Consider the following 12,994-nt stretch of genomic DNA (forward strand, 5'->3'; position numbering starts at 1 on the left):
TGATCAAGGGAGACTCGCGCAAGATGAAAGCGTCGTTTCGCCAACCGCTCCGTTTCGTCAACGCGATCAGTCTCGCGTTGCTATTTCTGCCCGCAGTCGCGTTCTCTCAGTCAGACGCTATGCTTTCGGGACCTTGGGTTCCGGCGAATCCGCATGACATCGATTTCGACAATCTTCCTCACGTTCCTTCGCAGCATGTGGTGATCAGCGACGTGCGGAAGGAAAAGGGAGTTCACCAACACAACTATCTGATCTGGCATGGCGATCGTTATTGGGCGATGTGGAGCGACGGGCCAGGCGTCGAAGATCAGGCCGGCCAGCGCGTCTCGTATGCGACCAGCGCCGATGGACTGAAGTGGTCGCAGCCGAAGTTTATGACGCCGGTTCCCCGCGACTCCGATCCCGATTCGCCCTATTACGGCACGCGCAGTCCGAAAGGTTTCCGTTGGATCGCCCGCGGATTCTGGGAGCGCGATGGAGAGCTGTTGGCCCTCGCTTCGCTGGATGAGTCGGCGCAGTTTTTCGGTCCGAGTCTGGAGCTACGCGCGTTTCGCTGGAACGAAGCGACCGATGCGTGGGATGACATTGGCGTCGTGCAAAAGAATGCGATCAACAATTTCCCGCCGAAGAAGATTGCGACCGGCCAGTGGATGATGTCGCGACGGACGCACGACTATAAGAAGACGGGCGTGCAGTTCATGTTCGGCGGAGTTGAAGGCTTGGATGATTGGGAATCGACGCCGGTGCTGGGATCGGCGGATGAACTGTCGGCGGAAGAGCCTTGCTGGTGGACGTTGCCCGATGGGCGGATCGCCGCCGTGTTTCGCGACAACCGCAAGAGCGGCTATCTCTATCGATCGCTTTCGGAGGATGACGGCCGTACTTGGAGTCGACCAACGCGAACCAACTTTCCGGACGCGCGCTCGAAGTTCAACTGCATTCAGCTGAAAGATGGGCGATACGTGCTCGTCTCCAATCCGCATCCGCAACGGCGCGATCCGCTGGCGATTTCGGTCAGTGACGATGGAGTCGTCTTTACGAAGATGGGGTACCTGATCGGCGGCCGCCATGTCGACTATCCGCACCTGATCGAACATGACGGAGCGATCTTGGTCGCCTTCGCCGGCGGAAAGCAGACGGTCGAAGTGTTGAAGATCAAGTTGGACGATCTGAACGCCTTGCAGATGCCGGATCAGCCGCTCGTCAAATAGGTAGGGACATAAAAAAAGCCGCCCGGGCGTCGCTGCTCGGGCGGCTTTCGTTTTTTCTATGGCCAGCGGTTACGCGCTGAGCGTCGGGTTCGACTTGCCATGCTGTTGTTCCAGTTGGAACTTGCTCAACGTCGAGCGGAGGCCGTCGGCACGCTGATGGAGCGATTGGCCGGCTTCCTTCGTCTTGTGAGCGTGGGTCGTCGACTCTTTGGCCGAGTTGTTGACGCTGGTGATGTTCCGCGAGATTTCCTGGCTGGCCTGGGCCGATTCCTGGATCCCGGTCGAAACGGTGCGAGCGGCGGTGGCGGCTTGGGAGATGTTCTTCGCCACTTCCTTGGTGGCGATCCCTTGCTCTTCGACGCTCGAAGCGATCGTTCGCGAAACTTCGTTCACGTCGTTGATTTCGGCGGTGATCTTACCGATCGACTCGACCGCTTCGTACGACGTCTGCTGAATCGCTTCGATGCGTTTGCGGATGTCGTCGGTGGCGCTCGCGGTTTGACGCGCGAGGTCCTTCACTTCGGTCGCGACCACCGCGAATCCCTTGCCAGCATCGCCGGCGCGGGCCGCTTCGATCGTCGCGTTGAGGGCGAGCAGGTTGGTCTGTTCGGCGATTTCCTGAATCACTTGCATCACGCTGCCGATTTCGGCCGCCGCGGCGCCCAGGGCTTCGATTCGCTCGTTGCTCGACGCCGATAGGTTGGCGACCGAGGAGACGGACGACGAGGCTTTTTCGGCGTTGCGGGCGATCTCGTTGATCGTGCTGGCCATTTCTTCCATGGCGGTCGCGACGCTGTTGATGTTGCCTGACATCTGCTCGGTCGCGGCAGCCATGCTGGTCATGTTGGTCGACATTTCGTCGGCGGCTGCGGCGACCGTAGCGGCTCGCTCAGTCGTCTCTTGGGCGCCGTGCGTGAGATGATCGGCGGCGCCGGTCAATTCGGTCGACGAACCTTGCAGCACGTCGGAGGTTGAGACGACTTCGCCCAGCAGCACGGCCAGGTTGTCGCGCATCTCATTCATCGCGTTGATCAAGTCGCCCACTTCGGCGGTCGCCCTGGTTTCGCAGCGATTGCGGAGGTCGCCGCTGGCGATGTTCTGGGCGAACTTCGCGGCGTCTTGAATCGGGACGGCGATCTTGCGCGACAGGAGGATGGCGACGACGGTCAGCACGCCGGCGGCCAACACGCCCAGACCGATCGCCCAGCCGACGACCGAGCCTTTGACGCCGCCGATGGTCGCGGCCATTTTGTCGCTCGCAGCGAGGACTTCGGCTTTGTCCATCTTGGCGTTCAGGCAGTAGGTCACGCCGTTCAGGTCGACCGGGCCGTAAGCGATGAAGGTTTCTTGGCCGCGATAGTCTGTGGTCGCGACCGTGCCCGATTCTCCCTTTTCAAACGCGGCGCGGGTGGCGGCGGTGTCGACCTTTCCCTTTTCGGGATTCTTCCACGAAGTGAGGAGGGCGTGGTTATCCGGGTCGAGATACGAATCGGAACGCATCAGGTAGTCGGGGCCGACGAGAATCGTTTCGCCGGTTTCGCCCAAGCCGTCGCGAACCGCCATGATTTCGAGCATCCGATCCACCGGCATCTGGAAGATCGCGACGCCGATCTTCTCGTCGCCGTCAAAGATCGGCGAAGCGATGAAGCTGGCCGGATCTTCGTACGACGGAGCGTAGCGAGCGAAGTCGACTAGCGCCACGGCGTCCTTGTTGGACGAGGCGTTCGCTTTGCGGAACGCTTCGCCGATGTTGCTGTCGGCGTAGGGGCCGCTTACGAGCGAGGTCGAATAGTCGAGCTCTTTAAAGACGGTGTAGACGATGTCGCCGGTTTTGGCGTCGACCAGAAAGATGTCGTAGTAGCCGAACTTGTCGAGATAGTCGCGAATGATCGGGTGAACCTTTTCATGCGTCTGCGTGTAGTCGGACTTGTCGGGGGAGGCGTCGAGCAGTTGCTTCGAGCCGAGCGGGTTCGGATTCTTCGCAATGTAAGCGTGTTGCAGGGCGATCGAATCGTCGTCCAACTGTTGGAAGTAGGCGTCGGCGGTCGCCGCTTTGCCCGGATTCTTCTTGGCGTACTGGTCGGCGAAGGGACCGGTGTAGTAGCTCTTCAGCTCTTTGCGCATCGTTTCGAGCTGGTCCGACGAGAGCTCGGCGCTGTTGCGGTAATCGTGAAACTCTTCGCGCAGGTCGCGCATCGCTTCGACGATCATGCCGTTGTTGGAGAACGTCTGAATCTGGCTGTTGATCGTGCCGAAGTAGTTCGACAGTTGCTTCTTCTTCAATTCGCGCTGCGCGACTAACGCGTCGAGCGAACTGTTCTTTAGCGCTTCGGACGACTGGTCTTGAACGACGCCGAATCCGGAGCTGACGGACATGTAACATACCGCCGCGATTGCGGTCAGGGGCAACAGGCCGCAGGCCAAAAAGGCCAGCGTCAGCTGCGAGCGAAGGTTCAGGGGGCTTTTCTGCATGATTGGGGTCCAGGGTGAAAAATCGAAAACGGGCAGCGCCAATCGTCTCGCCTCCGAGGTGGGGGCTGCGGAGAGAGTTCCGTTTGCGAGAAACGAGATCTTGCGAGGTGGGGCCGATTGGTGGACTGGAAATGTGCAGAAACATAGATCACCCCATTGGAGTGTCGGGGAAATTACGCAATTGTTTTTGCGAAAAATCTTTGAGTGCGCAAATACCTGACAAGCGAACGCAATTTCAGCGTCAAAGGTTGTCGAGGCGCCCCCATGGAAGATGGATCGCAGCGCGCGGAGAAGGGGGGCGTAGGCGCCCGTGGGGTGTATGTTTCCCCACGGGGGTGGTTAGAGAATGTTCGCTTAAACGAGGGTAATCGTCTCGCCGGGCTTGATCACATGCGGCGTGGCGCTCGTTTCGCTCTTCACCTTTTCGGCCCAAGCGGCGGCGTCTTGTGCGATCGGGGGCCAGGTGTTGTAGTGGGCCGGCGCGACTTGCTGGGGGGCGATCAGCTTAACCGCTTCGACCGCGTCGTCGATTCCCATCGTGTAGAGGTCGCCGATCGGGATGATCGCCAGCAAGATTCCCTTGTCGCCGATCCGCTTCATGTCGCTGAACAGATCGGTATCGCACGCGAAGTAGATCAACCCTTCGGGGACTTCGAGGACGAATCCAACCGGCGAACCGCCGTACGATCCGTCGGGGAGGGACGAGCTATGAATCGCCGGGGTCATGCGAACCAGTCCGGCAGCCGACTGAAACGTGCCGCCGACGTTCATCCCGACGACGTTTTCGACTCCTTGGCCGCCGAGCCAGACCGCCATTTCATAAATCGCGACGACCTGCGCGCCGGTTCGTGCGGCGATCTCGACGACGTCGAACTTGCCGTCGCTGCGGAGACCGACATGGTCGAAGTGACCATGCGAAAGGAGGATCAGGTCGGCGTCGACGTCGGCCGATTTGACGACGGCCGCGGGATTCTCGTCAAAGAAAGGATCGAGCAGGATCTTGCGGCTGCCGGTATCGATCAGCCAAGTGCCATGTCCGTGCCAAGTGAGTTGCGTCGCCATGGGTCGTTCCTCTCGTGCGAAATATCCGTTTCGCACGAGTTTACCACGCAGCCGCCGGGATCAAAACTCGGGCGGCTGGGGATTTGACTGACCGCGTGCCATGCTCTTATCGCGTCTTCGCGAGAAGAGCGTGTTCAAAGCGTTAGGCCGCCAAACACTAACCCGAGGCGCGAGCCGAGGGAAAGCATTCGCAAGTCACATAGGGAGTATGGAACAATCGCAAAAGGGTTCCATTATGAAGACGGCGTCATTCGCAAGCGCAACCCATCGGTTGCGCTTGCTGACGCATTCCCTCGGCTCGCGCCTCGGGTTAGTGTCGCTTCGTTCTCCAAGCGTTGCGACTATCGCAGCCAGGTCGGCAGTTCGCCGGCGGCCGGCAACTCGACGACGCGCGCCGACGTGATGGCCGGGCTTTGCAACACTTCGTCAACGGCCGCTTGCGGCGGAACGCCGTCCAGGTTCAAGACGCCGACCGCGTTGCCGCCGGCGCTGGAACGTCCGACCGCCATCTGGGCGATGTTGACGCTGTGGTTGCCGAAGATCGTACCGACGCGACCGATGATGCCCGGGACGTCGTTATGAGCGAACAGGAACAAAGTGCCGTCGAGGTAAGCTTCGAGACGCTGACCGTCGAGCAGAATCAAGCGGGGCATATCGTTGCCGAAGAGCGTACCGCCAACTTGCGACGTACGGCCATCTTCTTCCAGGGTCGCGGTGATCGAGCTGGAGAAGCTCCCCATTTCGGTGCTGCTTTCGCTCGAGATGGTGACGCCTCGTTCGGCGAGCAGCATCTGGGCGTTAACGATGTTGGCGCCCCCTTCATCCATCGCTTGTTCCAGCAGGCCGGCGCAGAACGACGCGGTCAGCAGCTTGGCGTCTTTGCCGGCGACTTCGCCGCGATAGTTCAGCTTGCACGACTTCAGCTTGCCGCCGTGCAGTTGCCCGGCGAGCAGACCGATGCGGTAGGCGACGTCGAGATAACCGCGCATCGATTCGAGCGTCTTCGGGTCGATCGGAGCGACGTTGACCGCGTGACGGATCTCGCCCGACTTCAGGAAGTTGGTGACCAACTGGACCGCTTCGACGGCGACCTGGGTTTGGGCTTCTTCGGTGCTCGCGCCAAGGTGGGGCGTGCAGACGACGTTTTCCATGCCGAACAGCGCGCTGTCGGTGCAGGGCTCTTCGGCGTAGACGTCCAGCGCGACGCCGCCGAGCTTGCCGCTCTTCATCCCTTCGACCAGGGCCGCTTCTTCATAGATGCCGCCGCGAGCGCAGTTGATCAACCGGGCGCCCGGCTTGATGATCTCGAGCGCTTCGAGGTTGATCAAACCTTTGGTTTCGGGCGTGAGCGGCGTGTGGACGGTCAGGTAGTCGACCAGCGGCAACATTTCTTTGACCGACGAGTAGAGCTCGATGCCAAGTTCGGCGGCTCGTTCCGAGCTGATGAACGGATCGAAGCCGATCACCCGCATTTCAAAGGCGAGCGCCCGCTTGGCGAACTCTTGACCGATGCGGCCGAGGCCGACGATGCCGACCGTTTTGTCGGCCAACTGGGTCCCCATGTACTTTTTGCGATCCCAGCGACCTTCGACCAGGCTTTGATTGGCCGACGCGACGTTGCGCGACAGAGCCATCATCAAGCAGAAGGCGTGCTCGGCGGTGCTGACCGTGTTGCCGGTCGGCGTGTTCATGACGACGATGCCCAGACGCGTCGCGGCGTCTTTGTCGATGTTGTCAGTGCCGACGCCGGCGCGGGCGATGCAGCGCAGGCGCGTGTTGCCTTCCAGCGACTCCGCCGTGATTTTCACCCCGCTGCGACAGATGGCGCCGTCAAATTCGGCCAGCGACTTGCGGAGTTCTTCTCCGGCCAGCTTAAGGCGAATTTCGTATTCGAAGCCTTCCGCTGCGTCGAGCAGCGCCAAGCCTTCGGGCGACAATTCATCGAGAACCAGGATTTTGGGCATGAGCGAAGCCTTCGGTAGCTGAGGGGTGCAAAATCTTTGGGTAGGTGGGGCCGAATCGATTACTTGTTGTCTGCGGCGAACTGCTGCATGAAGTCGGCCAAGGCGCGAACGCCGGCGATCGGCATCGCGTTGTAGACCGAGGCGCGAACGCCGCCGACGCTACGGTGACCCTTCAAGTTGGTCAGGTTCAGTTCTTCGGCGGACTTGAAGAATTTCTTCTCGACGTCCGCGTTCGGCAGGCGGAAGGTGACGTTCATGATCGAACGGCTATCCGTTTCGGCGTGGCCGACGTAGAAGTCGGCGTTGCTGTCGATCACGTCGTACAGCAGAGACGACTTTTCGCGGTTCAGCTTTTCCATCGCCGCCAGGCCGCCGATTTCTTCTTGCAGCCATTTGGCGACCAGACCCATCACGTAGATTGCGAAGGTCGGCGGAGTGTTCCACATCGAGTCGGCTTCGGCATGGTTGCGATAAAGCAAGTAGCCGGGAAGCTCGGCGTCGCCGCGAGCCAACAGGTCTTTGCGAATGATGACCATCGTCACGCCGGCCGGGCCAGCGTTCTTCTGGGCGCACGCGTAGATGACGCCGTATTGGTCAACCGGCAGCGGGCGGCAGAAGATGTCCGACGAGCAGTCGACGACGACCGGAACGTCGCCGCTTTCGATCTCGTGCAGGAACTGAACCCCTTCGATCGTTTCGTTCGAGGTGAGGTGAACGTACGAGGCGCTCGGGTCGAGCTTCAGTTCGCTCTGCTTCGGCAAGCGATTGTATTTGCAGTCGGCGCCATCCCAGGCGATTTGAACGTTGCCTTCTTTGACCGCTTCGGCCTTGGCGCTCTTGCCCCACGAGCCGGTCAGGATGTAGTCGGCCGACTTTTCTTCTTCCAGCAGATTCATCGGGATCATCGAGAACTGCAGACGCGAGCCCCCCTGAAGAAACAGGACGTCGTGCGTGTCTGGGATGCTCAGCAGGTTGACGATCCGCGCCTTGGCGTCATTGGCGATATCAATGAACTCGGGGCTGCGATGGCTGATTTCCAGGATCGAACTGCCGACGCCGGGAAGGGCGATCAGGTCGCGTTGGACTTGTTCCAGAACCGGCAGCGGCAACACGGCGGGACCGGCCGAGAAGTTGTAAACGCGTTGGACAGCGTCGGAGACCGAGGCGTTCATGCGAGCAATTCCCCTAGGGGCGAGCGGAAAGGAAAAAACAAACCCCGATTTTAAGCAGTTCAGCGCGAGTTGGGTACAGGGCGTCCACCGCCGCCGGTGGGGGCAAATGGGGCGAACTTGGAAAAAAACTTTATGCACCCGCCGTAAACCAACTTTTACCGCCGCAAATCAGACGTTCTCTAGAGCCAGTCGGGCGGTAAGATGTTCGCCTAGTTGGTAAGCTATCGAGTCTGCCGCATGGGGACGAAACCGAGAATTCAAGCAACTTTTCGATTGAACTACCGAAGGAGAAATGATGAGTCTGGCGGAAAAATCGGCGCTAGTGGTAGGCGGAGGGACCGGAATCGGCCTGGCGATCGCCCAGGCATTGGCCGAAGCTGGGGCGAAGGTCGCCATCGCCGGACGTCGATTTGACGTGCTTGAGCTCGCCTCGGAGACGACCAAGGCCGAGATTCATTGCCATAGCGTCGACGTTTCGGACCGGAAGAACGTGTTGGACCTGGTCGAGTGGGCCAATCAGACCCTCGGCAAGGTCGACATCCTGGTCAATGCCGCCGGTGTGAACATTAAGAACCGCTCGATGGAAGCGATGACGCCGGAAGATTGGGATCGGATGATTCAGATCAACACAACCGGCGCCTACAACTTGATGTATGCCGTTTTGCCGCAAATGCGCGAGCGGCAGGATGGCCTGATCATTAATATTTCTTCCATCGCCGGCAAGCGAGCGATTGCGCTCGGCGGGATCGCCTACGCCGCGTCGAAGTTTGCGATGACCGCACTCGGCACCGCCGCCGGCAACGAAGAGAACAAAAACGGCGTCCGCATCACCAACATCTATCCGGGCGAAGTCGATACGCCGCTACTGCTGCAACGCCCGAAACCGGTCACCGAAGAACATCGCGGCCGCATGCTGCAGCCCGAAGATTTTAAAGAGGTGGTGATGGCGATCTGCAACTTACCGCCGCGAGCCCATGTGCCGGAGTTGATTCTGAAGCCGACGCTACAAGAGTACGTGTAGCGACCGATTGCAGAAAAGACGATCGCAAACATCGACGGGGCGAGCGGACAAGCTTGCCCCGTTTTCTTTATCGCACGTTAGTGTTGGAACCGGGCAAAGATGCCAAGTAGAGAAATGACGCTAAAAAATGCCAGCCAGAGGGTCAGTCCGATCACGGCGTGAATCCGAGCGGAAGTGTAAATGGGCGCCGTTTTCAACGCATGGGCGCCGCAGATCAAGCTGACGACCATGAGGAAACCGCCGGGTAGCCAATGGGAACCTAGTCCAAGCAGAAAGACGATGAACCCGACCCAGGAAATGATTCCTTCGCCCAATAGGCTGTAGTTCACATCGCGAGGCGCTTTGATCGCTTCTTCCGGCGACTCCATGATGACTTCCTCTTCGTCCATCTACGTCGTCACTCCTAACTTCCGTTCCATCTCTTCCAGCGGCACGCCCTTGGTCTCGGGGACCATCGTGATCACCCAGATCAGTTGCAGAACCATCATTCCCGCGAAGAACAGGAAGATCGTAGCCATTCCCAGGGTGTCCGCGAAGTAGGGAAAGAAGAGCGTGATCAGCGCCGCGAAAATCCAGTGGGTAAAGCTGCCGAGCGACTGCCCCATGGCGCGGTAGAGGTTGGGAAAGACTTCGGAGATCAGCACCCAGATGACGGCGCCTTGCCCGACGGCGTGCGAAGCGATGAAGACGTAGACCCCGACCGTCATCAGCTCGAAGTGGCCGTTGTACGTCGCCCAACTGCAGCCGAGCAGCGACACGATGTAGCCGATCGAGCCGATAAAGAGCAAGGTCTTGCGGCCCAGGCGATCGATCAGCCAGAGGCCGGCGAAGGTGAAGATCAAGTTGACGACGCCGACGCCGACCGACGCCATCAGCGCCGCTTGTGCGGTCGCCTCGGTCGCCATCTCGGCGTCGCCCGATTGTAGCGCCGATTCGAAAATCCGTTTGGCGAAATAGAGAATCGCGTTGATCCCGGACATCTGATTGAAGAACGCCACCAAAAACGCCAGCAAAATCGGCTTCATCAGTCGCCGCGACCAGAATCCGGCGATCGACTTTTTCTCGGCGGTCGTCGCCGATTCGATCTCGCCGGCGAGCGTTTCGATTTCGGCCTCGTTCCGCTCTGGTGCGATCAGGCGGAGAACGCGCAGCCCCTCTTCGCGATCGTTCTTTTCGGCGATCAGCCAGCGCGGGCTTTCGGGCAAGGTAAAACACATCAGCGTGTAGAGGACCGCGGGGAAGGCTTCGACGCCGAGCATCCACCGCCACGCCGTATCGCCGATGCCGGAAAGGAGTGCGTTCGACGCGAAGGCGATCAGGATGCCGAAGACGATATTGAACTGGAACATCGCCGCCAACCGGCCACGACGTTCCGGCGGAGAGATTTCTGAAATGTAAAGGGGCGCGGCGACGGTCGAGATGCCGACCCCAAGTCCGCCGATGAACCGGGCGATCATGAACGAGTAGACGTCGGTCGCCAGGCCTGACCAGACGGCGCTAACGAAATAGAGAGCGCCAATCGAGATGAGCGTTTTGCGGCGGCCCCAAGCGTCGGTCGGCCAACCGCCGATCAGCGAACCAAGGACCGTTCCCCACAGGGCGGCGCTCATCGCCAGGCCGTGGGTCAGCTTGTCGAGATCCCACAGCTTTTCGATCGTTTGTTCGGCGCCAGAAATGACGACCGTGTCGAACCCAAACAAAAAGCCGGCCAAAGCCGACGTGAGCGACCAATAGAAGAGACGACTCGTCATGACATGCGGGGGCTAAGACTGACGCTGGTGATGGGGGCGAAGCGTCATCTTAGCACCAATTGTGCGCGAACGCGAAACAAACGCCGGCGCTAACGACTGGGGCCTTTGATCGGCCAGATCTTGACCGTGCCGTCCTCCGAAACGATGGCGAACTTGCCGGCCGTTTCGCTCAGCTCTACCTGAATCGCCGGCGGCGTCGATTCGAATCGATCGAGCACGCTCTTCGTTTCGGTGTCCCAGAGGACGGCGCCCGACTTGGTCGAAGCGCCGATCGCCAAACGTCCGCGATATCCTAATACGACGTTGTGGATCGCTTGGCCATCTTCTTTCAGGTTGATCGGATTAGCGCGGAAATCGGCTTGCCATTTCTCCCAAAAGCGAACGCCGCCGTCATCACTGCAAGTCGCCATGATTTGGGAGTCAGCGCTGAACGCGATGTCGCGAACGGCGGCGCCGGGATGCGGTTCAAACTCGGTCAGTTTGCGGACGCGATTGCCGATCGCTCCCATGATGCTGACTTTGCCGTCGCTGAATCCGAGAACGATGTTTTGACTCAGCGGATCGACCGCTAGGGCGGTTAGCTCGCCGCCGCCGTCGTGGCTGGCCACGACCGGCGACTTTTCGTAATAGGTGAGTTGCGAATTGCGGAAGATGGTCGTCATCACCGAACCGCGGGCGTCGGCGACGACGATAAACAGGTTGTTCTTGGGAACGGCGAGCTTTTGGGCGTCGACGTCCACCGCCCAGTTGCCGGCCATTTCCAATTTGCGCAGGTCCCAGCAGCTAAGCGGTCGATCTCCGGCGCCATAGCGAGGACGGAGCGTCACCAGCTTGTCGTCGTACGTGAAAAAGGCGCAGTCGAGATAATCGCCGCGCGACGTCGTAATCACCGCGGCGAGTTTTTTCACGCGGAGATCGTAGACGTAGATCTTGCCGCCGGTCGAGATCACCGCTCCCCATTTTCCATCGGGCGACATGGCGAAACGGATGAATCGCTGTTGCTTGTCGATCAGCGAATAGGTGTTGACCTCCACCGCAGGGGCGCCGGCGCGACTGGTCCAGCTCGTCGATCCGTTGACGATTGTCGTTGGAGCCGAAATTGACTCGACCGGCAGCTGCATCGTGGCCGGCTGGGCGGCGGGACGCGGCTTTTGCGGCGGAGGAGTCGGCCCCGGCGTTCCGGTGTACTTGGCGGCGTCGTCGATATCGAGCTTCGCTAGTTGATCGGCGATCTCGTTGATGGCGACCGCATGCAGTTGGTCGTCGGCCGGGGAGGGCTGGACGGTGATCGCAATCAGGGCGCCGCTCCGATCAAACCAGGGGCTGCCTGGCTGCGTCAGGTCAGACTCGACGCTTGACGTCAGTTGATCGTAGTTGCGCGGCGGTGCGCTGCTGCCGCTACGCATTCGCGGCTTCGTCGTTAAGCTGGTGACGACCACTTGCTGCGGCGAGAAAGGAAAGCCGCGAGCGTCGAAGAGAAGGAGGGGATCGCCCATTTTCGCCGACGTCCGCGAGCGGCCAATCGCCGAGTTGAGGCTGATCGCTTCGAGTTCGTGTCCATGCGTGTCGATCGTGATGGCGGCCAATTCGCTGGGATCGGCGTCGGGATCGGCGAAGTGACCGACGACGCGGGTCTTCTGCTTGTTGCAAAATTCCACTTCGCCGGCGACGGCGTCTTGGAGCAAGCCTGCGGCAGTGAGGACGACGCCGTTCGGAGCGACGACGACGCCGGCGCCTTGAACGACGGAACCATCTGTTTTCGTCATCGAGACCCGCAGGACCAATGGTTCGATCGTCGGCGCCAACTGGTCGATGTCGATCGGGTTGGAAACATGCGGCGTTTGTGCGACCGGCGACGGCGTATTGACCGGCGGACTGGTGACGGAGGGCGTCATCGTCGACGGCGAAGTGGTGCGCGAAGGCGTCGTCGGCGAACTGCTGCCGCTGAAAGCGGTGGTGCGGGGAGTTGGCGAGGGAGTTGCGGTGGCGACGCTGGCCGCCTGACGAGCGGCGACGGCGTAGGCGTCGGTCCAGCTCGCTTCAAAGTCCGTCCCGGCCTGGCCGCCATCTTCCGGCATGGTGACCGGAACGGCCGGTTTGACCGGCTTGGCTCTCCCGCAACCGACGAGGGCGACCAGCGCGATCAGGAGGAGCGGAAGACGTGCGTGCGGCATTGCTGACCAGATCCTCAAACGACGATTTCGACAAGATAGGATTACTATACCTGACCGCCTGCGGCCCGCCAAAGAGCGCCCGATTGCTCGTGAAAATCTGGCGATTCTCGGCGGCCGCGAATTTGGTAGATTGAAGGGTACCAGGGGCGGCGCAATGACGCGTTTCG

General features: G+C 60.3%; 9 protein-coding genes. 2 read left to right on the forward strand and 7 right to left on the reverse strand.

Annotation, left to right across the window (positions count from 1 at the left end; genetic code table 11):
• The first annotated feature begins 23 nt into the window (after positions 1-23).
• Entirely contained in the window at positions 24-1,211 is a 1,188-nt protein-coding gene (locus LOC68_RS23895) for an exo-alpha-sialidase (RefSeq protein ID WP_230223426.1), read from the forward strand.
• Between the two features lie 69 nt (positions 1,212-1,280).
• Here LOC68_RS23895 and LOC68_RS23900 read toward each other — a convergent pair whose 3' ends face one another.
• From LOC68_RS23900 to serC, 4 genes are all read right to left on the reverse strand, one after another.
• On the reverse strand, positions 1,281-3,683 hold the full coding sequence (locus LOC68_RS23900; protein WP_230223428.1) for a methyl-accepting chemotaxis protein: 2,403 nt from the start codon (positions 3,681-3,683) through the stop codon (positions 1,281-1,283).
• A 354-nt stretch (positions 3,684-4,037) separates the two neighbouring features.
• The gene (locus LOC68_RS23905; protein WP_230223429.1) at positions 4,038-4,745 is read right to left on the reverse strand and encodes a metal-dependent hydrolase; all 708 of its coding nucleotides are present in this window, start codon (positions 4,743-4,745) and stop codon (positions 4,038-4,040) included.
• A gap of 341 nt (positions 4,746-5,086) precedes the next feature.
• Entirely contained in the window at positions 5,087-6,709 is a 1,623-nt protein-coding gene (gene serA / locus LOC68_RS23910) for a phosphoglycerate dehydrogenase (protein WP_230223431.1), read from the reverse strand.
• A gap of 59 nt (positions 6,710-6,768) precedes the next feature.
• Positions 6,769-7,881: a 3-phosphoserine/phosphohydroxythreonine transaminase gene (serC, locus tag LOC68_RS23915; protein ID WP_230223434.1), complete on the reverse strand. Its 1,113-nt coding sequence runs from the start codon at positions 7,879-7,881 to the stop codon at positions 6,769-6,771.
• A gap of 295 nt (positions 7,882-8,176) precedes the next feature.
• Between serC and LOC68_RS23920 the strand changes: the two genes are divergently transcribed.
• Positions 8,177-8,902: an SDR family oxidoreductase gene (locus LOC68_RS23920; RefSeq protein ID WP_230223436.1), complete on the forward strand. Its 726-nt coding sequence runs from the start codon at positions 8,177-8,179 to the stop codon at positions 8,900-8,902.
• A gap of 77 nt (positions 8,903-8,979) precedes the next feature.
• Here LOC68_RS23920 and LOC68_RS23925 read toward each other — a convergent pair whose 3' ends face one another.
• The 3 genes from LOC68_RS23925 to LOC68_RS23935 all read right to left on the reverse strand — a co-directional run bounded on the left by LOC68_RS23925 (position 8,980) and on the right by LOC68_RS23935 (position 12,827).
• Positions 8,980-9,291 (reverse strand): hypothetical protein, encoded by a 312-nt coding sequence (locus LOC68_RS23925; protein WP_230223438.1) that lies wholly within the window; start codon positions 9,289-9,291, stop codon positions 8,980-8,982.
• The gene (locus LOC68_RS23930; RefSeq protein ID WP_230223440.1) at positions 9,292-10,653 is read right to left on the reverse strand and encodes a sugar porter family MFS transporter; all 1,362 of its coding nucleotides are present in this window, start codon (positions 10,651-10,653) and stop codon (positions 9,292-9,294) included.
• An 89-nt stretch (positions 10,654-10,742) separates the two neighbouring features.
• Complete coding sequence (locus LOC68_RS23935; RefSeq protein ID WP_230223442.1) at positions 10,743-12,827, reverse strand: WD40 repeat domain-containing protein; 2,085 nt, start codon at positions 12,825-12,827, stop codon at positions 10,743-10,745.
• Positions 12,828-12,994: the final 167 nt, after the last annotated feature.

Source organism: Blastopirellula sediminis (assembly GCF_020966755.1).
Lineage (GTDB): Bacteria > Planctomycetota > Planctomycetia > Pirellulales > Pirellulaceae > Blastopirellula > Blastopirellula sediminis.